Origin of the sequence: Cytobacillus sp. IB215665 (assembly GCF_033963835.1) — a bacterium.
Classification (GTDB): domain Bacteria; phylum Bacillota; class Bacilli; order Bacillales; family SM2101; genus Nanhaiella.
In genome coordinates, this window is sequence record NZ_JAXBME010000004.1 from 292,768 (window position 1) to 316,430 (window position 23,663).

The following is a 23,663-nucleotide window of genomic DNA, read 5'->3' on the forward strand; positions in this document are numbered from 1 at the left end:
AAAAAGAATGACTACTAAAGCTATAAACGTAATTGGTGCAGGGCTTGCTGGAAGTGAAGCAGCTTGGCAAATTGCTAAGCGTGGTTTTCAGGTGAATTTATATGAAATGAGACCTGTTAAACAAACTCCTGCACACCATACAGATAAATTTGCTGAACTAGTTTGTAGTAACTCTCTGAGAGGAAACAGCTTAACAAATGCTGTAGGTGTACTTAAAGAAGAGATGCGTATGTTAGATTCAGTTATTATTAAAGCAGCGGACGAATGTGCTGTGCCAGCAGGTGGAGCGTTAGCTGTTGACCGCCACGAATTTGCGGGCAAAGTAACAGATTATGTAAAAAATCACCCGAATGTTAAAGTTTTTAACGAGGAAATTACTGCTATAGATGATGCTCCTACAGTTATCGCAACTGGACCTTTGACATCAAAGGCATTATCTAACAACATAAAAGAGCTAACAGGTCAGGATTATTTTTATTTTTATGATGCTGCTGCACCGATTATTGACAAAGAAAGTATTAATATGGACAAGGCTTATTTAAAATCTCGCTATGATAAAGGTGAAGCTGATTATATTAACTGTCCTATGAACGAAGAGGAATTTAATACATTTTACGAAGCTTTAATTAATGCAGAAGTAGTTCCACTAAAAGAATTTGAGAAGGAAATTTATTTTGAAGGCTGTATGCCAATTGAGGTTATGGCACAACGTGGTCACAAAACAATGCTATTTGGCCCGTTAAAGCCCGTTGGTTTAGAAGACCCACGTACAGGAAAAAGACCGCATGCTGTTGTTCAGCTTAGACAAGATGATGCAGCAGGAACGTTATACAATATAGTGGGCTTTCAAACGCATTTAAAGTGGGGAGCACAAAAAGAAGTGTTACGACTTATTCCTGGTTTAGAAAATGCTGAGATCGTTAGGTATGGAGTGATGCACCGAAACACATTTATTAATTCACCTCACCTACTTAAGCCGACATACGAATTCCATAATAAGCCAAATTTGTTTTTTGCAGGCCAAATGACTGGGGTAGAAGGATATGTTGAATCTGCTGCTTCAGGTTTGGTAGCCGGAATTAATGCATCCAGATCAGTGGATGGAAAGAGCTTGTTAGTATTTCCTGAAGAAACAGCGATAGGAAGTATGGCTAAGTATATTACAACAACAAATGAAAAAAACTTTCAGCCAATGAATGCGAATTTTGGCTTGTTTCCTGACCTAGGTGTAAGGATAAAGAATAAAAAAGAACGCTATGAACGCTATGCAAATCGTGCGTTAGAAACAATTCAGAATTTTATAAAAAATGTATAGAAATTGTTTGCAAGGGGCTACTAAAGTATGTTACTATTTAGTAGCCCTTGCGAGGTGTATGCCGAATTGAAAAATGTGAACAAACAATTACAATTATTTATTGAATATTTACAAATTGAAAAAAACTATTCAGAATATACCATTATGCATTATAAAAATGATATCTTGCATTTTCTTCAGTTTATGAATCAACAGGCGATTGATAAGCTTTTGGATGTTTCATATGCTGATGTTCGCATCTATTTGACTGAACTACATAGCAAGAAATATGCAAGAAAGTCTATCGCAAGAAAGGTTTCGTGCCTGCGTAGCTTTTTCGCCTTTTTGTTAAGAGAAGAATTAGTGAACGAAAATCCCTTTTCCATCGTTGCTTTGCCGAAGCAGGAACAAAGGATACCGCAATTTTTATATGAAGAAGAGCTAGAACAATTATTTGCTGTCAGTGATATTACAACGCCTTTAGGGCTGCGTAATCAAGCAATACTAGAATTGTTGTATGCTACTGGTATTCGTGTTAGTGAGTGCTGTAATATTCAAATACAAGACTTAGATTTTTCAATTGGTACAGTATTAGTTACTGGAAAAGGAAATAAACAACGATACGTGCCATTTGGTAGCTTTGCTCATGAATCAATAGAAAAATACATTTCTGAAGGTAGACAAATCTTGCAAGATAAGTCGCAAGTAAAAACAGGACATCTGTTTTTAAATTACAGAGGTGAGCCTTTAACTGCAAGAGGTGTTCGTGTCATACTCGATAAGATGATAAAGCAGGCTTCCATCACAATACATATTAGTCCACACGTTCTTAGGCATACATTCGCCACACATTTATTAAATGAAGGTGCGGATATGCGATCTGTTCAAGAACTTTTAGGGCATGAGCATTTGTCATCAACACAAATATATACGCACGTAACTAAAGATCATTTGCGTAATATTTACATGAAGCACCATCCAAGAGCCTGAGTGAGTGTAAAAAAGGAGGATATGTCATGTCAACGTTTCATGCTACAACAATTTTTGCTATTCACCACAATGGGCAATGTGCGATGGCAGGTGATGGTCAAGTGACTTTCGGTAATGCCGTTGTAATGAAACACACTGCCAAAAAGGTTCGAAAACTATTTCAAGGGAAAGTTATAGCAGGCTTTGCGGGCTCAGTTGCAGATGCCTTTACGCTGTTTGAGCTATTCGAAGGCAAGCTTGAAGAGTATAATGGAAATATTAAAAGGGCTGCGGTTGAACTCGCGAAAAAATGGCGGTCAGATAAAGTTCTCCATAAACTAGAAGCGATGTTAATAGTAATGGATAAAACGCATTTATTACTTATTTCAGGTACAGGTGAAGTAATCGAACCTGATGATGGAATTTTAGCAATTGGGTCAGGTGGTAATTATGCATTATCAGCAGGTAGAGCACTTAAAAATTATGCGGGAGATAATTTATCAGCTGAAGAAATCGCCAAAGCTGCTTTAGAAATTGCTGGTGAAATTTGTGTGTATACAAATGATCAGATTATTGTTGAACAACTTTGAGCAATGAAGGAGGGTTTTTAATGAGAAAGAATCTCACTCCGAGACAAATTGTAGAGCAGTTAGATAAGTTTATTATAGGTCAAAGTGATGCAAAAAAAGCTGTTGCTGTTGCTTTAAGAAATCGTTTCCGTCGAAGTCTTCTCGATGAGAAGCTTAGAGATGAAGTTGTACCGAAAAACATCTTAATGATAGGCCCTACTGGTGTTGGTAAGACTGAAATTGCTAGACGTTTAGCTAAGCTTGTCGGAGCTCCATTTGTTAAAGTAGAGGCGACTAAATTTACTGAAGTAGGTTATGTTGGTCGTGACGTTGAATCTATGGTCAGAGATCTTGTGGAGACGTCGGTCCGTCTTGTCAAAGAGGAAAAAATGTTAGCAGTGAAAGAAAGAGCCGAAGAAAACGCCAACAAACGTCTAGTTGAGTTGTTAGCGCCAGGGAAATCTAAACAAACAAATTATAAAAATCCATTTGAGATGCTGTTTGGAGGACAATCTTCCCAAAGCGACACTGAGGAACAAGCTGACGAGGTTTCAGTAAAAGAAAAGCGCAAACAAATTGCCCATAAACTTGCATTAGGAGAGCTTGAAGATTATTATGTGACTGTTGAAGTAGAAGAACAACAACCGTCAATGTTCGACATGCTTCAAGGCTCAGGTATGGAACAAATGGGTATGAACATGCAGGATGCTTTGAGCGGACTGATGCCAAAGAAACGGAAAAAGCGCAAACTAACTGTACGTGAAGCTCGCAAAGTATTAACACATGAAGAGGCACAGAAGCTTATCGATATGGATGAAGTAACACAAGAAGCTGTCCAAAAGGCAGAGCAAACAGGAATTATATTTATTGATGAGATTGATAAAATCGCAAGTAAAAGTCAACAATCATCTTCTGGTGACGTATCTCGCGAAGGTGTGCAGCGAGACATTCTACCGATTGTTGAAGGTTCAACCGTCGTTACAAAATATGGATCGGTAAAAACAGACCACATATTATTTATATCAGCTGGAGCTTTTCACATCGCTAAACCGTCGGATTTAATTCCAGAGTTACAGGGGAGGTTTCCGATTCGTGTAGAATTAACGAAGTTGACGATTGAAGACTTTGTTAAAATCTTAACAGAGCCAAATAATGCCTTATTGAAACAATATTCAGCATTATTAGGTACAGAAGGTATACAACTTGAATTTTCTGACGATGCTATTCGTAAGCTTGCTGAAATCGCATTTGACGTAAATCAAAATACTGACAATATAGGAGCACGAAGACTTCATACAATCTTAGAGCGACTTCTTGAAGAATTATCTTTTGAAGCACCTGATATTACGATGGAAAGCATTACGATAACACAACAATATGTTGAAGAAAAACTGAGCATGATAGCAAAAGATAAAGACTTAAGTCAATTTATATTATAACTAGGTGTTCTAACGGAGGATGAAAAGAACGGCTAAGAACAGAAATTCTACTAAGGTCTACTTAGTATTATCATTCTGTATCGGACTTTTTTCATACCCTCTGAAGTTGATGAATGCAAAGTACAGGAGGAAGAAAGAAATGAATTTGTTAGAAAAAACGAGAAAAATTAATGCTATGCTCCAAAGAGCTGCTGGAAAACCAGTAAATTTTAAAGAAATGTCTGATACTTTACGTGATGTAATTGAATGTAATATCTTCATTTTAAGCCGCCGTGGTAAACTACTTGGCTTTTCAATTAATCGATTAATAGAAAATGAGCGCATGAAGAAAATGCTAGAAGATCGCCAATTTCCAGAAGAGTACACTAATAACTTATTCAATATTACTGAAACATCTTCTAATTTAGACGTACAAAGTGAATACACAGCTTTCCCTGTAGAAAATAGAGAATTATTTAAATCTGGGCTTACAACGGTCGTACCAATTAATGGTGGGGGAGAACGTCTTGGAACATTGATTTTGGCCCGCGTTGAAGGAGAGTTCCATGATGATGATCTCATTCTTGCTGAGTACGGAGCAACTGTTGTAGGAATGGAGATTTTACGTGAGAAAGCTGAAGAAATTGAAGTAGAGGCGAGAAGTAAAGCTGTCGTACAAATGGCTATCAGCTCACTTTCTTATAGTGAATTAGAAGCGATTGAGCATATTTTTGAAGAATTAAATGGAAACGAAGGTCTATTAGTCGCTAGTAAAATCGCTGACAGAGTTGGTATTACCCGATCTGTTATCGTAAATGCATTGAGAAAGTTAGAAAGCGCTGGTGTAATAGAGTCTCGTTCACTAGGAATGAAAGGTACGTATATTAAGGTGTTAAATGATAAGTTTTTAGTAGAGCTAGAAAAGCTTAAATCTAATTAATCATCACACTTTATATTAAGAATAATTGCCCCCGCCTATATAGGGTGGGGGCTTTGCTATGTGATATAGCATTGATTTTAAGGCTCATTCACAAGGTACTAGCTTTCCTAATTAACCATCTAATACCTCGTATTAGATGGTTTTTTGAGTTTGAAAAACGTCTTATCGTAAGCATTGTTCGCGGATCGTTATGCTGCAATAATACGTTCAAGATCGACCATATATGACATATTCAGTTACATAAATGATAATAGGTGGAAATCAAGGGTAAATTTACCCATAAATTCTACATCCAAAAATAGTATATTCGACTTTTATCGCCTTTTTTATGGGGGTAATTTGTCGTTTTTTTAGATGTAGTGTATAGACATGCAACCTAAAGCTGTTATAATGAAATTATGATTTTTTGGTAATTTATCCTACTATTTCTAAGGTGTGTTTTACTAGTTAAATGACCACTTCATATATAATATGAAATGCAAAAATAAGTAATTTAAAAGAATAGAGGGGAAATATATGAAGCTATTTTCCGATACGATTAATACACTGCAAACTGGACTGAATTACTCGTCTCAAAAGGAAAAAGTGATAGCTAATAACATTGCTAACGTTGACACTCCAAATTATAAAGCTAAATCTGTAAGTTTTAAATCAGAATTAGCGAGTGCAGTAGATGAGGTTAGAGGTTATAAGACCAATGATCGACACTTTGATTTATCGTCTTCTACTTCACAGCATCCAATTTCTATTACGAGTCAAAGTGAGCAGATGTATAGTCATAATGGAAACAATGTCGATATAGACAAAGAAATGACAAATTTAGCAGAAAACCAAATTTACTTCTATGCATTATCGGACTTATTAAACGGGAAGTTCTCATCGTTAAAGTCAGTGATAAAAGGAGGAAGATAATAAATGTCGATTTTTCAGAGTATGAATACAACAGCCTCTGCTTTGACTGCACAACGCCTAAGAATGGACGTAGTTTCATCCAATATGGCAAATGTTGATACTACACGTGCTACTTTAGTTGATGGAGAATGGCAGCCTTATAGAAGAAAGATGGTCGTCACAGAAGAAAAGGGAGGAACGTTTTCATCATTTTTGAATCAAGCGATGAATGATAGTCATGTCGGTAATGGTGTGAAAGTGACTGAAATTATTGAGGATGAAGCACCTTTTAAATTAGCCTATAACCCAACCCACCCTGATGCAGATGAGCAAGGATATGTTCAACTTCCAAATGTTGATCCACTAAAGGAAGTTGTTGATTTAATGAGTGCTACAAGATCGTATGAAGCGAACGTAACAGTTTTGAATGCATCAAAAGGCATGTTAATGAAAGCATTAGAAATAGGGAAGTAGGTGAATAACTAATGATTAATCCAACTCAATTAGTCGGTCCAACTATCATTCAAGAACATAATAAGAACGTCACACCCGCACAAGCACAACAAAGCTTTGCTACAATGCTAAATGATGCAATAAATCAAGTGAATGAATCACAAGTAGCATCAGACAAAGCAATTGAAAGTCTCGTAAACGGTGAAGATGTTGATTTACATAATGTTATGATTACAGCTCAAAAAGCTAGCATTACATTGCAAACGACACTAGAAATCCGCAATAAAGCAGTTGAAGCCTATCAGGAAATTATGAGAATGCAAGTGTAATGTTCAACAGTCATGAATTCATAAGGCTCTTTTCGTAAACTTTGTTGCTATCGTTATAAAATTAGTAACAAAAAAGGTTTTACATTGTTAGTTATCGTTGTACATAAAATAAATGCCACGAATTCTTGTTATGTACGTGTTTAAATCTTAATACGAAACAGTCAATGCGAAAACAGCCATTCATAAAAACATAAATTCTTAACCGTTAAATCATTAAGATGGTAATAAGTATAATAATCACTAACGGTTATTTACTCAACCGAGAATTTGCCAAAATAACCGGGGGAATAAGATGAATGAATTAATTCAGAAATATAAAACAAACACTTTAAATTTTTGGAATGAACGATCAAAAACTCAAAAAGCAGGTATCATTGGGGCGTTTGCCCTAATGATTGTAATCATTTCAGTCATACTTCTCTTCGTTAATAATAAAAATTTTCAACCGCTTTATGTCGATTTAACACCACAAGAAACAGGACAAATTAAAGCTACCTTAGATTCCAGAGGTATTGCATCGGAAATTTCAAATAACGGTACAACAATTTATGTGCCTGCTGACATGGTTGATTCACTCTTAGTGGAATTAGCAGCAGAAGGAATTCCTGAAAGCGGGAGCTTTGACTATGCAGATTTTGGGAACGATTCTGGCTTAGGAACGACAGAAAATGAATTTAACATGTTGAAATTAGAAGCAACACAAACCGAATTGGCTAATTTAATTAAAGGTATTGATGGTGTACAGGATGCAACGGTAATGATCTATCTTCCTGAACCGGCTTTATTCGTAAATTCAGTTGATGAAGAAGCTACAGCATCAATTGTTTTGCAAACAAAGGACGGGTATAAATTTGAAGATAACAATATTAAAGCACTTTATCATTTAGTGTCAAAAAGCATACCAAACCTTCCTACTGATAATATCGTCATTATGAATCAACATTTTCAGTATTTTGACTTAAATAATGAAAATAATTATTCTGCTGGCTCAATAATTGCGAATCAATTGGAAATTAAACGTGATGTTGAAAGAGGGATTCAGCGTCAAGTTCAGCAAATGCTCGGCATGATGATGGGGCAGGATAAGGTAGTCGTTTCGGTTACGACTGACCTTGATTTTACACAAGAAAATCGCCAAGAAAATTTAGTTACTGCGACAGATCCAGAAAATAATGAAGGTATTGCGATTAGTGCTAAACGTATTACAGAAACGTTTACAGGCAGTGGAGCTCAAGCGGGTGGTATCCCTGGAACAGGTGAAAATGAAGTAACGAATTATCCTGGTGTTGATGGTGAAACGTCTGGCGATTATGAACGGATCGAAGAAACGATCAATAACGAAGTAAACCGAATTACTAAAGAAATAGTGGAGAGTCCATATAAGGTACGTGACCTTAGTATTCAAGTGATGGTAGAGCCACCTGTAGCAGATGATCGTAATTCTCTACCAGTGCAGCAAGAAGAGGATATTAAACAAATTCTAAGTACTATCGTCCGTACGACCATCAATCAAGAGAACGACGTCGAGGAACTTACAGAAGAGGAATTGCAGCAAAAAGTCGTTGTTTCTGTTGCTCCATTTAATGGGAAGACAGTTTTTGAAGAGGAAGTAAAACCATCAGTACCGACATGGGTATATATTGTTGGCGGACTATTATTATTAACAATCATCATTCTGATCATCCTGTTAGTGAGAAAACGATCGAAGGCAGCTGTTGAAGATATTGATCTAGAAGAGCAGCCACCAATTTCACTTCCTGATGTAAATAATGAACAAGAAACAGAAACACTCGTGCGTAAAAAGCAACTAGAAAAAATGGCACAAGATAAACCAGAAGATTTCGCAAAATTGCTAAGATCATGGTTATCTGATGATTAGGAGGAAAAAAGATGGCTATTAAGGATGGTAAGGTAAAATTAACCGGCAAACAAAAGGCGGCCATTCTCTTAATTTCTCTTGGGCCAGACGTCTCTGCTTCGATTTACAAACATTTATCTGAAGAAGAAATTGAGAGACTAACATTAGAGATTTCTAATGTTAAAAAAGTAGATTCAAAATCAAAGGAAGATATTATGGAAGAGTTCCACAATATCGCTCTTGCGCAAGATTATATCGCACAAGGGGGTATTGGATATGCCAAAACTGTCTTAGAAAAGGCTCTAGGTAGTGAGCAGGCAGCTGTCATAATTAATCGTTTAACATCTTCCTTACAAGTAAAACCTTTTGATTTTGCGAGGAAAGCAGACCCAAGTCAAATTTTAAACTTTATCCAAAATGAACACCCACAAACGATTGCGTTAGTTTTGTCTTATTTAGAACCTACACAAGCTGGTCAAATATTATCAGAACTTCCACAAAAATTACAGGCGGATATAGCAAAAAGAATCGCTTTAATGGAAGGGACCTCACCGGAGATTATTAATGAGGTTGAGCAAATATTGGAGAAGAATCTGTCAACAACTGTGACACAAGATTATTCTCAGACGGGTGGAATCGAATCTGTTGTTGAAGTCTTAAACGGTGTTGACAGAAGTACAGAAAGAACGATTCTCGATTCGTTGGAAGTACAAGACCCTGAGCTTGCTGAAGAAATTAAGAAGAGAATGTTTGTATTTGAGGATATTGTTACACTTGATAATCGTGCTATTCAAAGAGTTATACGTGATGTTCAAAATGAGGATCTTATTCTTGCCTTGAAAGTATCGAGTGAGGAAGTTACAGAAATCGTCTTCAAAAACATGTCGAAACGAATGGTTGACAACTTTAAAGAAGAGATGGAAATTATGGGTCCAGTCCGCTTACGGGATGTAGAGGAAGCGCAATCACGCATCGTAGCTACGATTCGTCGCTTAGAGGACACTGGTGAGATTGTCGTTGCCCGTGGTGGAGGAGATGATATTATTGTCTAAAGTCATTAAGGCACCATTTGCGAACGTCTCTCCTATTGACAAAAAGGTTATAGGGTTGCAATCATTTTCTCACCCTGAGCTTACTGAACATCAAAGTAATAATGATGAAGATTGGAAACAAATATCACAACAAATGCTTGCAGCAGCAGAGCAAGAAGCGATGCAAATGAAAAAGCAGGCTGACATGTATGTGAACCAAATAACTGAAGCTATTGAAGCTGATAAAACAGCTTGGGAAAGTGAAAAGCAGCAGCTTATCGCTGCTGCAAAGACTGATGGTTATAGCGTAGGGCTGCAATCTGGTAAACAAGACGGCTACGCTCAATATACGAAAGTGATCGATGAAGCACAAGCTATCGTTAACATGACTAAGCGAGACTATCATGAGAAATTGGACTCAACTGAGGAAACAACTCTCAAACTAGGAATGCTAGTAGCTGAGCGTATCCTCGGCCAACATCTTGAAGAGAACAAAGAACATTATGTGCAAATTGTTAAGCGGGCTCTAAAAGAAGTTAAGGAGCATAGTGATATTAAAATTTATGTTCATCCTTCCTATTACGAGTTAGTAGCAAATAACATGAAAGAACTATTAGATATAGTGAATCATAATACAGATATTTATGTTTATCCAGATGAAGAGAGAAATGAAACGAGTTGTATTATAGAATCTTCATTTGGCAAAATAGATGCAAGTATTGATAGTCAACTTAAGGAAATCAAAACGAAGCTCTTTGATCTTTTAGTAGAGGAATGATTGTCGTTGAAACTACATGACCTTATGACTGAAATTCATTCTATAGATTCATATAAACGGTACGGAAAAGTAACGAGAGTTGTCGGTTTAATGATTGAATCAAAAGGTCCTGAAAGCTCAATAGGAGACGTTTGTTACATATACGTAGATTCAAACAAGAGCAATAAAATTATGGCTGAGGTCGTTGGATTTAGAGATGAATTTGTCGTGCTAATGCCATATACGAACGTCAACAGCATATCATCAGGCAGCATCGTGGAAGCAACGAAGAAGCCTTTACAAATTAAAGTTGGCTCAGCATTAATAGGAAAAGTCCTTAATTCGCTAGGACATCCGTTAAATGGTGATGAATTACCAAAGGGCTTGTCCACAATAAAAGCTGAGCAACAGCCACCAAATCCAATGGATCGCCCTCCAATTGCGGAGGAAATGGCAGTAGGTGTAAAGGTCATAGATGGCTTACTAACTGTAGGAAAAGGGCAGCGCGTTGGTATTTTTGCAGGGTCTGGAGTTGGTAAAAGTACTTTAATGGGCATGATCGCGCGAAACACGAGTGCAGATATAAACATCATTGCACTTATAGGAGAGCGCGGTAGAGAGGTCCGTGAATTTATTGAGCGAGATCTAGGAGCTGAAGGCTTGAAGCGTTCTATCGTCATCGTAGCAACCTCAGACCAGCCTGCTTTGATGAGAATAAAAGGAGCGTATACAGCAACAGCAATCGCTGAGTATTTTCGAGATCAAGGTCTTGATGTCAACCTTATGATGGATTCAGTTACCCGTGTTGCGATGGCACAACGAGAAGTTGGATTAGCTATCGGTGAACCACCTACTACGAAAGGGTATACGCCATCAGTTTTTGCGATATTGCCAAAATTGTTAGAGAGAACAGGGACAAATAACTTAGGTACGATCACATCCTTTTATTCTGTTCTAGTTGACGGTGATGATATGAATGAACCTATCGCAGATGCAGTAAGAGGGATTTTAGACGGTCACTTCGTCTTAGATCGTAATCTCGCAAATAAAGGTCAGTTTCCTGCAATCAATATTCTAAAAAGTGTAAGTCGAGTCATGAACCAAATCGTACACTCAGAACACCGACTAGCCGCAGAACAATTTAGAGAATTATTATCAACGTATATAAACTCAGAGGATATTATCAATATAGGTGCATATAAACGTGGTTCCTCTAAGGAAATTGACAATGCGATAAGCTTTTATCCTAAACTAATTCAGTATTTGAAGCAAAATACAAGTGATAAAATTAGTAGTCAAGAAAGTGTGACGAGCTTACTTCGCTTAATAGAAAAAGGTGAATAGACATTATGAAATATACTTATAAATTTCATCACATCTTATCAATTAAGGAACACGAAAAAGATTCAACTTTAACAGAATATAACAGTGCTGTTCAACGTTTCGAAGAAGTAGGAAATAAATTGTACGAACTATTGAAGCAAAAGGAAGATTCTCAGGCAAAACAAATAACAAAAATATCTTCCGGATTGTCTATCCAAGATATTCGACATCATCAACAACTCATTTCACATATTGATAAATCAATTAATATATATCAAAATTTAGTCGCTGAAGCGCGGCTACAAATGCAGATGAAAGAGAAAAAGCTTATTGAAGCAAATATCGAAATGAAAAAATATGAAAAAATGAAAGAAAAGGATTATGAAAACTTCCTTTTAACAAATAAAGCAATTGAAAATAATCTAATGAATGAAATTTCAATGCAGCAATTTCTAAAAGCGCAGGTGAACGGATAATGGCTACAAATTCTACAAAAAAAAAATCTAATTGGTTCCAACGGCTTCTTCTGTTTTTTGTAATCCCGTTCACCTTATTGTTAACCATTACACTCATCGTTCTTACATTGTTAGGAGTAAACGTCTTTCAAACTGCGAAACAATATACTGAACAAATTCTTTTCATGCCAACTACTGCTAGCACTGAACAGCAGCAAGAAGAATCACGAGAACAAATAATAGATTTACAGGAAATTATAGATAATCAAAAGGCTGAAATAGCTAATTTAACTAATAAAATTTCCGAAATACAACAAGAAGTTGAAGGTTTAGAAGATGAAAATAGCAATTATAAATATCAGCTAGAAATGAAGGAAGAAGCCGAGATGGATGCAGAGAAATCTTTGAAGGATATCGTGAAAACATATGAAACGATGTCGGCAAAAAGTGCAGCTGCAGTTTTATCTGAAATGCAAGAGGTAGATGCATTCCCAATTTTAGCTACTATGAAAAGTGATGAACGTGCTGCTATTTTTGCAAAAATGGACCCAGAGACCGCTGCTAAATTTACGAAGCTATTAACATATGGGAGTAGTGATGTTTCTAGTACAGCTGATATTGCTGAATAATATGAGTGAGTTTTTTGGAAGGAGGTGAAAAAACGATGAACGTACAAATGCTTCAACCTGCACCGAAAAACACGATGGAAATAACAACACATTCAAATAACGTTGATGCCAATTCATTTAAGGAAAAATTAGTAGGAGTTCTTAATAACAAAAATCAAGATGGAGCGATTGATGATCAAGCAGCAGTCCCTGGCGAAGCTACCATTTCTGATTTAGACGGGGAAGCTGTAATCGAGGAACTTATTAATATGGACATTGAGCAAGCTATACAGCAGCTTAATCAGTTATTAAGTGAGCTACAACCAAATGAAGATATAGCTCCGTTGCTAACAGATATTGTACAAATCTTATCAACGATCCAAATGTCAGCTGAGTTGCAACATTTGGATGGCGAAACAATGACTGCTTTGAATACACAATTGGCAGCACTCGTAGAAAATCATTCGCAAGTAGGACTTACGGACATGATCAATAAGGTAGATGATCCAGCTATCCTACGACAAAATGAGCATATAAAATCGAGCTTACAGCTACTAATGAATGTTCTTGAAGCGATGAAAATGAATGCTGGTATGAAAAGTACGACAGATGAGTCATTATTAAATGATGACGTTCTTGCTAAACTACAGCAATTAGTCGCTAACGTTGCAGGTAAGGCAACAACTGACTCGTCAAATAAACAAAATGAGACGACAAGTAACAATAGGCTCTTTGTGAACGCGCAACCATTGCTAATTGGTCCCAATCGTCAGCCTGTTGTGAGGAGTTCAACACATCAAGCTACAACAAACAACGTGGCAGAAAGTGAATTGTTGTTAGCTGGAATGACTGTTAAACAGCCAGTTGACATAATAACTAGCCCAGTTATTGCAACTGATGTACCACAAGGGCCAATGGATAAAATACAGCAATATGTGCTGTTTGTTGACCAACCAACAAAACAGGTCAATCAAGAGCAGTTTATTAAAGATTTTCAGAACATCTTAGCGAAAAGTAATTTGTCTTTTTTGAATGGCAATAAATCATTACAAATTAAGCTGTTTCCAGAGCATCTTGGAACATTACGCATAGAGTTATTACAAAGTGAAGCTGGCATGCTAGCCAAAATTATTACATCCTCTACTGCTGCGAAAGATTTAGTAGAATCACAGCTTCATAGCTTAAGGCAATCTTTTCAAGCTCAAAACATTCAAGTAGATAAATTAATTATTGCTAATCAACAAGAGCAACAATTTGAAAGGTTTCTTAATCGTGACTCTAACGATCGACAAGGCGGTCAGCAAAAGCAAGAGGATGACTCCAACGATAATGAGCATAATGAACAAGCAATTTCTTTTGAGGAAGAATTACTTAATTTGCAAGTGTAGGTGATAAAAATGGTTAGTTCAATTCCATCAACTTATTCTTTAGCTACTTATGAGCAGGAACAGCGAAATACAGGCTCTAGTGCGCTAGGTAAAGATGAATTTTTAAAAATATTAATGACACAATTACAAAATCAAGATCCGTTGAACCCTATGGAAGATAAAGATTTTATAGCCCAAATGGCAACATTTTCTTCCTTAGAGCAAATGACAAACATGAACGATTCAATTGAAAGGTTAATCGAACAAACGGTTCAAACAAATCTCGTTTCTTACCAACAATTTGTCGGTAAAGAAGTGCTGTATCATCAAGTAGTCGAGAATTCTGAAGATACCGATGAACCAACGATTGTAGAAGGAACAGGCGTTATCACATCCGTTCAATACAATGATGGAGAAGTGTCGTTTGAGTTAGAGGATGGTACTATCATTAATACAGGGAATATATCTGGTATTAACAATACGACAAGTGATAATCAAATATTACAAGGCAGCGAGCTAATCGGCAAAACTGTAACTTGGATAGGTGAGGATGAAACCGAAATTACTTCAATCGTTCAGTCAGTTTTGTTTAGCAACGGGCAAACAACTTATCAACTAGACGACGAAGACGGTACAACGATTTCAGCATCACAAATCATTAAAATTTCTAACTAATTTTTGATCCTGTTCCTCTTTTAACTTGGAGGTGAACAAGTGACACAACGAATTTTTCAGCCACATCCACAATACATACAACCAAGATCTAATAAAGCAACAACGGGTGGACATTCGTCTAATGCTAATTTTAAAATGCAATTAGCTTCAGCACTAGAAACGACTGATGAATTAAAAATTAGCAAACATGCAAAGCAGCGGCTTGAACAACGTGGTATTTCAATAGAACCGAGTCAGCTACAACAAATGACTGCAAAGGTAAATGAGGCTAAGAAGATGGGTGTTCAAGACTCTCTTGTCCTATTTAATCATGCAGCGTTTATCGTAAGTGCCAAAAATAATACGATCGTCACTGCAATGGATCGTACAGAGGCATCATCACAAATATTTACGAACATTAACGGCACGATCATTATGGATTAATTGGCTGGACCGAATGCGGAGGCCAAAGGTTGTGGAATGACAGAAGCAACCAACTATCGAAAGGAGCAACGAACTATGCTACGATCAATGTATTCAGGAATTAGTGGAATGCGTAATTTCCAAACGAAACTTGATGTAATAGGAAATAACATTGCTAACGTTAACACTTATGGCTTCAAAAAAGGTCGTGTTACATTCAAGGACACGATGAACCAAACGATTTCAGGTGCCACTGCTTCAACTGATAACCGTGGTGGCCAAAATCCGATGCAAGTCGGTTTAGGTGCAACGATCGCTACGATCGACACGATTCATACACAATCTAGCTTGCAAACAACTGGGCGTTCGCTAGACTTAGCGATCGACGGTGACGGCTACTTTATCGTTAACCAAGGTGATGCACAGTTTTATACACGTGCGGGGAACTTCTATTTAGATGACAACGGTACGCTCGTAACTGGCGAAGGCTTTAAAGTTCAAGCTTATGATGAAACAGGTACACTCGGAGATGTCGCGGTAAATGTAAATGCGGTGTCACCTGCTGTACAAACGGAAGAAATTGTGTTTTCAGGAAACTTGTCTAGTACAGCTGCTCAAGACTTTGTATATAACCAACAGATTAAGGTCATAGATGATGTAGGTATAGCCCATACGGTTGATGTTTACTTTAAGAAAACAGCGACTGCTGATGAATGGGATGTATATATAAATCAAGATCCAGATGATCCAGCTTCAGCTAAATTAGATACAATAACATTTGATAGCACAACCGGAGAATTTGATTCAGCGGATACAGGTGATCCTTGGGAATTTGACCATGATGGGGATGGGACTAGTGGAACAGCAACTATTGATATAGACCTAGATTTCTCAGCCCTAACCCAATTCGATGACTCTACTACTGCGTTAGCTAATCCAGATGGTAACACTGAAGGAGTTCTAGAAAGCTTCAATATCGGTGCTGGTGGGGAAATTAATGGTGTGTATTCAAATGGTTTAGTTAATCCGTTAGGGACGCTTGCGATTGCAAAGTTTAGTAACCCTGCTGGTTTAACGAAGTCGGGTAATAACTTATTCCAGGAGTCGATTAACTCCGGTACTGCAAATGTAGATATGCCTGGTGAAGGGCGTGGACTCATTGCTTCTGGTAGATTAGAAATGTCCAATGTTGACCTCTCAGAAGAGTTTACAGAAATGATCGTTGCTCAGCGTGGGTTCCAAGCGAATACACGTATTATTACAACGTCTGATGAGATTTTGCAAGAGCTCGTTAATCTGAAGCGTTAATATAACAAAGGGGGAATGGCAAGTAGGTTCCGCGGTTAATAGCAGTTAGGAATCTACTTGCCGATACATATGATCACTGTTACGAGGCTGAATGGCAAGCAACATACGTTGAACGCCATTTATATTCTTCAAATTGAAGCATTTCCAGATACGACAATCACGTTAACAGATGGCAAGAAATTCGTTGTCAAAGAAAGCGTTGATGAAGTAAAAGCACAAGTTGAACAGTTTTATAAAAGGATTACATTAATTGGATCCCATCACGATCTGGAGGGTGAGGATTGTGGGTAAAAACAAATGGTATATATTTATGATCGTAATGCTAGCAATACTAGCCATCATAGGTTCAATATTAATATACATTCTACTAGATAGCAGCAATGCCAACGCAGAAGAGCCACCGACGATAGATGAGATTATAGTTAATTCAGTGGACATAGATGATATTACAACGAATTTATTGGATCATGGCTTTATAAGAGTGTCATTTAAAGTTGAAACAGATGGTAAGGATGCGAAAAAAGAGCTAGAAAAACGTGATTTTCAAGTACGTAATATTATGATTCAAGAGCTTTCTGAAATGAAGGCAGAGCAATTTGATGGAAAACAAGGGAAAATAGCACTTCAGGATAAATTGCTGACACAAATGAATGAAATTATGCAAGATGGAACAATACAGAATGTTTATATTACCTCCTTTCTCCTCCAGTAAGCTAGTTCAACGTTAACTTGAACACCGAGGACACAGGGGGAGCCTGGACTCAACCTGATTGAATAACTATCAATAGTGGTAGGGGAAACCCTGAACAATCAATGAACTGTTTGACATCAAAGGCAGGGTTAGAGGCAAGATGGAGGTGAAGAAATTTGTCAGGAGAAGTTTTATCGCAAAATGAAATAGATGCCTTATTATCTGCTATTTCAACAGGTGAGATGAATGCAGAAGAATTAAAAAAAGAAGAGGCTGAAAAAAAGGTCAAAGTATATGATTTCAAAAGAGCATTGCGCTTTTCAAAAGATCAAATTCGTAGTTTAACAAGAATTCATGAAAACTTTGCTAGATTGTTAACTACCTATTTCTCTGCACAATTACGGACATATATACAGATTTCGGTTGCATCTGCAGATCAAATTCCGTATGAAGAGTTTATCCGTTCAATACCGAAAATGACCGTCTTAAACGTATTTGAAGTTCCACCGCTTGACGGTAGAATACTTATTGAAGTAAATCCTAACATCGCTTATTCGATGGTAGATAGAGTATTAGGTGGTAGAGGTATAAGTGTCAACAAAGTTGATAATTTAACAGAAATTGAAACAAGTATTATGACGAATCTCTTTGATAAAGTAGGAGAAAATTTACGTGAAGCTTGGAGTACGATCGAAGAAATTGATCCGATATTAGCTGATTTTGAGGTGAACCCTCAGTTTTTACAAATGGTTTCACCAAATGAAACAGTAGTTGTCATCTCTTTAAACACTCAAATTGGTGAAACGAGCGGCATGATTAATATTTGTTTTCCACATGTCGTATTAGAACCTATCATTCCAAAACTGTCTGTTCATTATTGGATGCAAACTGAGAAGAAAGAGCGCGAGCCTGAAGAAATAGAAGCTTTGCAAAAACGAATCAAAAGAGCTGTTTTACCAGTGACTGCTGAGCTAGGAACATCAGAAATATCAATAGCAGATTTTTTGAACCTAGACGTAGGAGATGTCATTCAATTAAATCAACAAATCGATCAACCGTTAACGATCAAAGTGAATGAAACACCAAAGTTTCTTGGGCAGCCAGGAAAAGCTGGCAATAAACAAGCAATACAAGTAATTGACCAAGTGAAAGGGGGAGACGAAGATGGTAAGTGATGACATGCTATCACAAGATGAAATAGAAGCATTATTGAATGGAACAGTAGACCTAACTAGCGAAGAGGAGGACCAAACTCCCCCTGTTGAACAATTTTTATCAACCATTGAGCAAGATGCTCTGGGGGAAATTGGAAATATTTCATTTGGTAGTTCTGCAACAGCACTTTCAACACTATTAAATAACAAGGTGGAAATAACAACTCCTACTGTATCAGTTGTGCTTAAAAGAAAATTGGAAGAGGAATTTCCTCAACCATACGTTGCGATTCAAGTAAATTATACTGCAGGTTTTTCTGGAGCAAATTTATTAGTTATTAAGAAGCACGATGCAGCAGTTATTTCAGATATTATGTTAGGCGGAGATGGACTTAATCCGAATGAAGAAATTGGTGATCTGCAATTAAGTGCTGTTCAAGAAGCAATGAATCAAATGATGGGCAGTGCAGCGACATCAATGTCAACAATTTTTAATAAAAAGGTCGATATTTCGCCGCCGAGTATTGATATACTGGATATCAAGGAAGGTAATGGAACAAATAAAATTCCTGAAGATGATAGTCTCATAAAAATCTCCTTTAAACTAAAAATAGGTGAGATTATCGACTCTAGTATTATGCAGCTTCTTCCAGTCTCTTTTGCGAAAGAACTAGTGAAAGGGTTACTAGAGCCTGAACAAAATGAGATGAGTCATCCGAGTTCAAATACACAAAATGATTCATCTGCAGTGACTCAAGCAGCACACCATGCTGAACTACAGGGAAGTCCGATGCAACAAACTGCAAACGAAGTCGCTGCAACAGCAGTCATGGAAGGGGTTGGACAAGCAGTGAGAGATCGTACAACGCCACAATACATTGGAGCTGGTGTAAACAGGTCATCTCAAATGCAGCCAACAAATGTACAACCAGCTGTATTCTCAAACTTTGAACCTGTCCATTTAACAGAAGCAGAGTCAAGCAATCTAGATATGCTATTAGATATCCCATTAAAGGTTACAGTTGAATTAGGTCGTACGAAAAGGACAGTGAAGGAAATTCTAGATATGTCATCTGGATCAATTATCGAACTAGATAAACTAGCAGGTGAGCCAGTTGATATTTTAATTAATCAAAAGAAAATCGCACAAGGTGAAGTAGTTGTAATTGAAGAAAACTTTGGCGTTAGAGTAACAGATATTGTTAGTCAGACTGATCGTATTAACAAAATGCGATAATTTACATGGAGGTATGAGATAAATATGAGCCATAAGATTTTGATCGTTGATGATGCAGCATTTATGAGAATGATGATAAAAGATATATTAACTAAGAACGGATTTGAAGTAGTTGGTGAGGCTGCTGATGGTGTTCAAGCGATTGAAAAATTTAAGGAATTCCAACCTGATCTTATAACGATGGACATCACGATGCCAGAAATGGATGGAATCACTGCTTTAAAAGAAATTAAGAAGTTAAATTCAAATGCCAAGATTATTATGTGTTCAGCGATGGGACAACAGGCAATGGTAATCGATGCTATTCAAGCGGGAGCCAAGGATTTTATCGTTAAACCTTTCCAAGCAGATCGTGTGTTAGAAGCTATTAATAAAACATTAAGTTAAAAGAGGTTTTCTATTTTGCAACAAACAAAAATTATACTATTTATAGCATTCATGATTTTCATACACTCTGTTCCGCTACAAGCTTCGATAGCTTATGCGGAACAGGATCAAGAAAATAATACTGTAACAGAAGCTGTGAATAAAGGTCTACTTAATGAAAGTAATAATCCAGAGGATACTCAAATAGATGATGAAATTCCAAATTCTGTTGGGGTTTGGGATTTATTGAAAATGATCTTTGCTACGATATTCGTCCTTATATTAATCTATTTACTTATTAAATTTGTAAATAAAAAGAGCAGTATACAAAGCAATTTACGCTATGTTGAAAACTTAGGTGGAACGAGCTTAGGTTCCAACCGCTCCGTTCAACTTATTAAAGTCGGAAAACGTATTTTAGTAGTAGGCGTAGGTGAAGACATTCAATTATTACGCGAAATTGATAATGAGCATGAAGTGCAACAAATCGTAGACGATCATCATAATAAGCTAAACCAAATGGTGCAGCCAGCCCATTTAGTTAAGAAGCTAATATCGTCTCGTCATAATAAGCAACATGAAGATGATGAAAATTTCGCCAGCGTGCTTAAATCACAGTTGGATGAGCTATCTGTAGAAAGAAAGCGTGTTTTACATGAGCAAGATAAAGAAAGGGACTAGAATGAATGAATGAGTTTATGGAATTTTTCAATTCGAGTGATCCCCAAAATGTGTCAACGACAGTCAAAATGCTACTTTTACTGACAGTCCTTTCTTTAGCTCCTAGTATTTTAGTATTAATGACGAGCTTTACTAGAATTGTCATCGTATTATCGTTTGTAAGGACATCGTTAGGAACACAGCAAATGCCGCCAAACCAAATAATCATTGGCTTGTCATTGTTTTTAACATTTTTTGTGATGGCGCCAACGTTTCAAGAGGTGAATGATCAGGCGTTGACTCCTTTGTTTAATGAGGAGATTAATCTTGAAGAAGCGTATGAGCGGGCAAGTATTCCAATGAAAGAATATATGAGTAATCATACGAGGCAAAAAGATTTAGCCCTGTTTTTGTCTTATGGTGAATATGACAGTCCATCAACTATCGAAGATATTCCTTTGACAGCATTAGTACCGGCTTTTGCGATTAGTGAGTTAAAAACAGCATTTCAAATTGGCTTTATGATTTTTGTGCCTTTTTTAGTTATTGATATGGTTGTAGCAAGTATTTTAATGTCAATGGGGATGATGATGTTACCACCAGTTATGATTGCACTACCGTTTAAAATATTGTTGTTCGTACTCGTAGATGGCTGGAATCTAGTAGTTAAATCATTATTAACAAGCTTTGGATAGGAGAACGAGACATGAATGCTCAAACTGTTATTTCACTTGCTGAAACAGGTGTATATACGGTATTGCTAGTTGCTGGTCCGCTGTTGTTATTAGCATTAGGGGTTGGGTTAGCTGTTAGTATCTTTCAAGCTACAACACAAATTCAAGAGCAAACCTTAGCTTTTATACCGAAAATTGTCGCAGTTTTTATTGGTTTAGTTATATTTGGTCCTTGGATGTTATCAAGAATGATCAGCTATACTTTTGATATATTTAATAATTTGCATAAGTTTGTAGGTTAAATATGAATGATATAATAAATTACTTTCCAATGTTCTTATTAATCCTTGTGAGAGTCACAGCTTTTTTCGTTACGATACCTATTTTTTCTTATCGTAATATTCCGTCAACACATAAGATTGGACTTGCTGTTTTTCTAGCATGGATGATGTTATTTACAATTGACCCTGTTGTTATAACAATAGATGAAATGTTTATCTTACTAATTATGAAAGAAGTATTAATTGGGCTCTTAATCGGATTTACTGCCCAAATTCTCTTTGCAGCTATCCAAATAGCTGGTGGATTTATTGATTTTCAAATGGGATTTGCGATTGCTAATGTCATTGATCCTCAAACTGGGATACAAAGTCCATTGATTGGACAATATTTACATACGTTTGCATTACTATTTTTACTATCCGTTGATGCACATCATTTATTACTTGATGGCATTTTTTATAGCTACGAATTTATACCGATTGATCAACCTTGGATTCCTTTTGGAGACACTGGATTTAGCAACTTTTTAATTAAGACGTTAAGTATGATGTTCATTATTGCATTTCAAATGGCACTCCCAATTGTTGGATCACTCTTTTTAGTAGATGTAGCTTTAGGAATTATGGCAAGAACGATGCCTCAGCTCAATATTTTTGTAGTGGGAATTCCGATCAAAATTATCGTGAGCTTAGTGATGCTAATTGTCGTAATGGCATCATTTATTTATTTAGTTAGGGACTTATTTGAGAATATATTAGTTACTTTAAGAACCTTGATGAAAATAGTAGGAGGAGTTTAATTTGTCTTTTTTACGATTAGATCTTCAGTTTTTTGCTGGGGAAAAAACTGAAAAAGCGACTCCGAAGAAACGTCAAGAGTCAAGGAAGAAAGGTCAAGTAGCGAAGAGTCAAGATGTTAATACCGCCATTGTATTATTCGTTGTATTTCTATTTTTTTGGTTTAGCGGCCCATTCATGATGGGGAAATTAGTAGATATATTTATTACTAGTTTCCAAGATTATTTACTTGTCGGTGCTACAGAAAGTAATGTTTATGACATCTTTTTAACGTTATTATTAGATATGGCGTTAATCATGGCTCCAATCATGCTTGCGGCGATGATCGGCGGGGTAGCGGCAAATTACTCACAAGTAGGATTCTTATTCTCAACTGAGCCGATTAAATTTAAATTAGAAAAAATCAACCCAATCAAAGGGGCTAAACGAATTTTTTCAATGCGAGCGATCGTTGAATTGTTGAAATCGATTCTAAAAATCTCGTTAGTTGCTGGGGTTACTTTCTTTATACTATGGCTTAATTGGGGTCAAGTAGAAATGCTTTCGCAAATAAGTGTTGGTGCTTCGTTGTCTTTTCTCGCAAAGTTAGTTTTTCAAATGGGCTTAGCAGCAGCTATCGTCCTTTTGTTCTTAGCAATCATCGATTATTTATACCAGAAGTATGATTTTGAGAAAAGTATACGCATGTCGAAGCAAGATATTAAAGATGAATATAAAAATATCGAAGGTGATCCTCTAATCAAGTCAAAAATTAAACAAAAGCAACGTGAAATGGCGATGCAACGAATGATGCAAGAGGTACCAAATGCAGACGTAGTCATAACAAACCCAACACATTTTGCCGTCGCATTAAAATATGACGAATCAAAAATGGATGCTCCATATGTTGTAGCTAGTGGAGTGGACTTTATAGCACAAAAAATCAAGTCAATAGCTAAAAAACATGATGTCGTAACGATAGAAAATCGGCCACTAGCGAGGGCGCTATATGACCAAACAGAAATTGGTCAAGCCATTCCAGATGAATATTTCAAAGCTGTTGCTGAAATTTTAGCTTATGTTTATCGCTTGAAAAATAAAGTATAGCTTTGTTGAATAAATGAATGTCAAATGGAACATCAGCACGGTTGAAGAATATGGTAAGAGGCTTATCAG

Annotated in this window: 28 protein-coding genes; all 28 read left to right on the forward strand. The window is 36.7% G+C overall.

The window, feature by feature from the left end:
* Positions 1-7: 7 nt before the first annotated feature.
* The gene (gene trmFO / locus SLH52_RS07705; RefSeq protein WP_320208681.1) at positions 8-1,315 is read left to right on the forward strand and encodes an FADH(2)-oxidizing methylenetetrahydrofolate--tRNA-(uracil(54)-C(5))-methyltransferase TrmFO; all 1,308 of its coding nucleotides are present in this window, start codon (positions 8-10) and stop codon (positions 1,313-1,315) included.
* 66 nt (positions 1,316-1,381) lie between these two features.
* A complete protein-coding gene (xerC, locus tag SLH52_RS07710) occupies positions 1,382-2,284 on the forward strand; it encodes a tyrosine recombinase XerC (protein WP_320208682.1) in 903 nt (300 codons plus the stop codon).
* A gap of 26 nt (positions 2,285-2,310) precedes the next feature.
* Positions 2,311-2,853, forward strand: a complete 543-nt coding sequence (gene hslV / locus SLH52_RS07715; RefSeq protein ID WP_214482673.1) for an ATP-dependent protease subunit HslV — start codon at positions 2,311-2,313, stop codon at positions 2,851-2,853.
* 20 nt (positions 2,854-2,873) lie between these two features.
* The gene (hslU, locus tag SLH52_RS07720; protein WP_320208683.1) at positions 2,874-4,271 is read left to right on the forward strand and encodes an HslU--HslV peptidase ATPase subunit; all 1,398 of its coding nucleotides are present in this window, start codon (positions 2,874-2,876) and stop codon (positions 4,269-4,271) included.
* Positions 4,272-4,410: 139 nt separating this feature from the next.
* Entirely contained in the window at positions 4,411-5,190 is a 780-nt protein-coding gene (gene codY / locus SLH52_RS07725) for a GTP-sensing pleiotropic transcriptional regulator CodY (RefSeq protein WP_320208684.1), read from the forward strand.
* 516 nt (positions 5,191-5,706) lie between these two features.
* Complete coding sequence (gene flgB / locus SLH52_RS07730; RefSeq protein WP_320208685.1) at positions 5,707-6,102, forward strand: flagellar basal body rod protein FlgB; 396 nt, start codon at positions 5,707-5,709, stop codon at positions 6,100-6,102.
* A 3-nt stretch (positions 6,103-6,105) separates the two neighbouring features.
* Positions 6,106-6,555 carry a flagellar basal body rod protein FlgC gene (gene flgC / locus SLH52_RS07735; protein WP_320208686.1) on the forward strand — a complete coding sequence of 150 codons (450 nt, stop codon included), beginning with the start codon at positions 6,106-6,108 and terminating at the stop codon, positions 6,553-6,555.
* Between the two features lie 11 nt (positions 6,556-6,566).
* Complete coding sequence (gene fliE, locus SLH52_RS07740) at positions 6,567-6,863, forward strand: flagellar hook-basal body complex protein FliE (protein WP_320208687.1); 297 nt, start codon at positions 6,567-6,569, stop codon at positions 6,861-6,863.
* A 292-nt stretch (positions 6,864-7,155) separates the two neighbouring features.
* Positions 7,156-8,742: a flagellar basal-body MS-ring/collar protein FliF gene (gene fliF, locus SLH52_RS07745; protein WP_320208688.1), complete on the forward strand. Its 1,587-nt coding sequence runs from the start codon at positions 7,156-7,158 to the stop codon at positions 8,740-8,742.
* An 11-nt stretch (positions 8,743-8,753) separates the two neighbouring features.
* Positions 8,754-9,773, forward strand: a complete 1,020-nt coding sequence (fliG, locus tag SLH52_RS07750) for a flagellar motor switch protein FliG (protein WP_320208689.1) — start codon at positions 8,754-8,756, stop codon at positions 9,771-9,773.
* Complete coding sequence (gene fliH, locus SLH52_RS07755; RefSeq protein WP_320208690.1) at positions 9,766-10,530, forward strand: flagellar assembly protein FliH; 765 nt, start codon at positions 9,766-9,768, stop codon at positions 10,528-10,530. The genes fliG and fliH overlap by 8 nt, the downstream gene beginning before the upstream one ends.
* 24 nt (positions 10,531-10,554) lie before the next feature.
* Positions 10,555-11,853 (forward strand): flagellar protein export ATPase FliI, encoded by a 1,299-nt coding sequence (gene fliI / locus SLH52_RS07760; protein ID WP_320208798.1) that lies wholly within the window; start codon positions 10,555-10,557, stop codon positions 11,851-11,853.
* A 5-nt stretch (positions 11,854-11,858) separates the two neighbouring features.
* Positions 11,859-12,308 (forward strand): flagellar export protein FliJ, encoded by a 450-nt coding sequence (fliJ, locus tag SLH52_RS07765; protein ID WP_320208691.1) that lies wholly within the window; start codon positions 11,859-11,861, stop codon positions 12,306-12,308.
* Complete coding sequence (locus SLH52_RS07770; protein ID WP_320208692.1) at positions 12,308-12,916, forward strand: MotE family protein; 609 nt, start codon at positions 12,308-12,310, stop codon at positions 12,914-12,916. The genes fliJ and SLH52_RS07770 overlap by 1 nt, the downstream gene beginning before the upstream one ends.
* Positions 12,917-12,951: 35 nt before the next feature.
* The gene (locus tag SLH52_RS07775) at positions 12,952-14,283 is read left to right on the forward strand and encodes a flagellar hook-length control protein FliK (RefSeq protein ID WP_320208693.1); all 1,332 of its coding nucleotides are present in this window, start codon (positions 12,952-12,954) and stop codon (positions 14,281-14,283) included.
* 9 nt (positions 14,284-14,292) lie between these two features.
* On the forward strand, positions 14,293-14,937 hold the full coding sequence (gene flgD, locus SLH52_RS07780) for a flagellar hook assembly protein FlgD (RefSeq protein ID WP_320208694.1): 645 nt from the start codon (positions 14,293-14,295) through the stop codon (positions 14,935-14,937).
* Positions 14,938-14,976: 39 nt separating this feature from the next.
* Positions 14,977-15,360 carry a TIGR02530 family flagellar biosynthesis protein gene (locus tag SLH52_RS07785; protein WP_320208695.1) on the forward strand — a complete coding sequence of 128 codons (384 nt, stop codon included), beginning with the start codon at positions 14,977-14,979 and terminating at the stop codon, positions 15,358-15,360.
* 75 nt (positions 15,361-15,435) lie between these two features.
* Positions 15,436-16,647 (forward strand): flagellar basal-body rod protein FlgF, encoded by a 1,212-nt coding sequence (gene flgF, locus SLH52_RS07790; protein WP_320208696.1) that lies wholly within the window; start codon positions 15,436-15,438, stop codon positions 16,645-16,647.
* 69 nt (positions 16,648-16,716) lie between these two features.
* Positions 16,717-16,938: a flagellar FlbD family protein gene (locus SLH52_RS07795; RefSeq protein WP_320208799.1), complete on the forward strand. Its 222-nt coding sequence runs from the start codon at positions 16,717-16,719 to the stop codon at positions 16,936-16,938.
* Entirely contained in the window at positions 16,931-17,359 is a 429-nt protein-coding gene (gene fliL / locus SLH52_RS07800; RefSeq protein WP_320208697.1) for a flagellar basal body-associated protein FliL, read from the forward strand. Before SLH52_RS07795 ends, fliL begins: the two co-directional genes overlap by 8 nt.
* 155 nt (positions 17,360-17,514) lie before the next feature.
* Entirely contained in the window at positions 17,515-18,513 is a 999-nt protein-coding gene (gene fliM, locus SLH52_RS07805; RefSeq protein WP_320208698.1) for a flagellar motor switch protein FliM, read from the forward strand.
* Positions 18,503-19,729 (forward strand): flagellar motor switch phosphatase FliY, encoded by a 1,227-nt coding sequence (gene fliY, locus SLH52_RS07810; protein ID WP_320208699.1) that lies wholly within the window; start codon positions 18,503-18,505, stop codon positions 19,727-19,729. Before fliM ends, fliY begins: the two co-directional genes overlap by 11 nt.
* 24 nt (positions 19,730-19,753) lie before the next feature.
* On the forward strand, positions 19,754-20,116 hold the full coding sequence (locus SLH52_RS07815; protein WP_320208700.1) for a response regulator: 363 nt from the start codon (positions 19,754-19,756) through the stop codon (positions 20,114-20,116).
* 15 nt (positions 20,117-20,131) lie between these two features.
* The gene (locus SLH52_RS07820; protein ID WP_320208701.1) at positions 20,132-20,776 is read left to right on the forward strand and encodes a flagellar biosynthetic protein FliO; all 645 of its coding nucleotides are present in this window, start codon (positions 20,132-20,134) and stop codon (positions 20,774-20,776) included.
* 5 nt (positions 20,777-20,781) lie between these two features.
* Positions 20,782-21,450: a flagellar type III secretion system pore protein FliP gene (gene fliP, locus SLH52_RS07825; RefSeq protein ID WP_320208702.1), complete on the forward strand. Its 669-nt coding sequence runs from the start codon at positions 20,782-20,784 to the stop codon at positions 21,448-21,450.
* Between the two features lie 11 nt (positions 21,451-21,461).
* Positions 21,462-21,731: a flagellar biosynthesis protein FliQ gene (fliQ, locus tag SLH52_RS07830; RefSeq protein ID WP_320208703.1), complete on the forward strand. Its 270-nt coding sequence runs from the start codon at positions 21,462-21,464 to the stop codon at positions 21,729-21,731.
* 2 nt (positions 21,732-21,733) lie between these two features.
* A complete protein-coding gene (gene fliR, locus SLH52_RS07835; protein WP_320208704.1) occupies positions 21,734-22,510 on the forward strand; it encodes a flagellar biosynthetic protein FliR in 777 nt (258 codons plus the stop codon).
* Between the two features lies 1 nt (position 22,511).
* Positions 22,512-23,594, forward strand: coding sequence for a flagellar biosynthesis protein FlhB (flhB, locus tag SLH52_RS07840; protein ID WP_320208705.1), 1,083 nt, complete (start codon positions 22,512-22,514; stop codon positions 23,592-23,594).
* Positions 23,595-23,663: the final 69 nt, after the last annotated feature.

What these genes read in the sequence shown, in the direction of transcription:
- fliQ (WP_320208703.1), top strand. Translation starts at nt 21,462, where the DNA reads ATGAATGCTCAAACTGTTATTTCACTTGCTGAAACAGGTGTATATACG.
- SLH52_RS07770 (WP_320208692.1), top strand. Translation starts at nt 12,308, where the DNA reads ATGGCTACAAATTCTACAAAAAAAAAATCTAATTGGTTCCAACGGCTT.
- SLH52_RS07815 (WP_320208700.1), top strand. Translation starts at nt 19,754, where the DNA reads ATGAGCCATAAGATTTTGATCGTTGATGATGCAGCATTTATGAGAATG.
- trmFO (WP_320208681.1), top strand. Translation starts at nt 8, where the DNA reads ATGACTACTAAAGCTATAAACGTAATTGGTGCAGGGCTTGCTGGAAGT.
- fliY (WP_320208699.1), top strand. Translation starts at nt 18,503, where the DNA reads ATGGTAAGTGATGACATGCTATCACAAGATGAAATAGAAGCATTATTG.
- fliJ (WP_320208691.1), top strand. Translation starts at nt 11,859, where the DNA reads ATGAAATATACTTATAAATTTCATCACATCTTATCAATTAAGGAACAC.
- fliG (WP_320208689.1), top strand. Translation starts at nt 8,754, where the DNA reads ATGGCTATTAAGGATGGTAAGGTAAAATTAACCGGCAAACAAAAGGCG.
- hslU (WP_320208683.1), top strand. Translation starts at nt 2,874, where the DNA reads ATGAGAAAGAATCTCACTCCGAGACAAATTGTAGAGCAGTTAGATAAG.
- hslV (WP_214482673.1), top strand. Translation starts at nt 2,311, where the DNA reads ATGTCAACGTTTCATGCTACAACAATTTTTGCTATTCACCACAATGGG.
- SLH52_RS07795 (WP_320208799.1), top strand. Translation starts at nt 16,717, where the DNA reads ATGATCACTGTTACGAGGCTGAATGGCAAGCAACATACGTTGAACGCC.
- flgB (WP_320208685.1), top strand. Translation starts at nt 5,707, where the DNA reads ATGAAGCTATTTTCCGATACGATTAATACACTGCAAACTGGACTGAAT.
- fliE (WP_320208687.1), top strand. Translation starts at nt 6,567, where the DNA reads ATGATTAATCCAACTCAATTAGTCGGTCCAACTATCATTCAAGAACAT.
- fliR (WP_320208704.1), top strand. Translation starts at nt 21,734, where the DNA reads ATGAATGATATAATAAATTACTTTCCAATGTTCTTATTAATCCTTGTG.
- fliF (WP_320208688.1), top strand. Translation starts at nt 7,156, where the DNA reads ATGAATGAATTAATTCAGAAATATAAAACAAACACTTTAAATTTTTGG.
- fliI (WP_320208798.1), top strand. Translation starts at nt 10,555, where the DNA reads ATGACTGAAATTCATTCTATAGATTCATATAAACGGTACGGAAAAGTA.
- codY (WP_320208684.1), top strand. Translation starts at nt 4,411, where the DNA reads ATGAATTTGTTAGAAAAAACGAGAAAAATTAATGCTATGCTCCAAAGA.
- fliP (WP_320208702.1), top strand. Translation starts at nt 20,782, where the DNA reads ATGAATGAGTTTATGGAATTTTTCAATTCGAGTGATCCCCAAAATGTG.
- flgD (WP_320208694.1), top strand. Translation starts at nt 14,293, where the DNA reads ATGGTTAGTTCAATTCCATCAACTTATTCTTTAGCTACTTATGAGCAG.
- flgC (WP_320208686.1), top strand. Translation starts at nt 6,106, where the DNA reads ATGTCGATTTTTCAGAGTATGAATACAACAGCCTCTGCTTTGACTGCA.
- SLH52_RS07775 (WP_320208693.1), top strand. Translation starts at nt 12,952, where the DNA reads ATGAACGTACAAATGCTTCAACCTGCACCGAAAAACACGATGGAAATA.
- flgF (WP_320208696.1), top strand. Translation starts at nt 15,436, where the DNA reads ATGCTACGATCAATGTATTCAGGAATTAGTGGAATGCGTAATTTCCAA.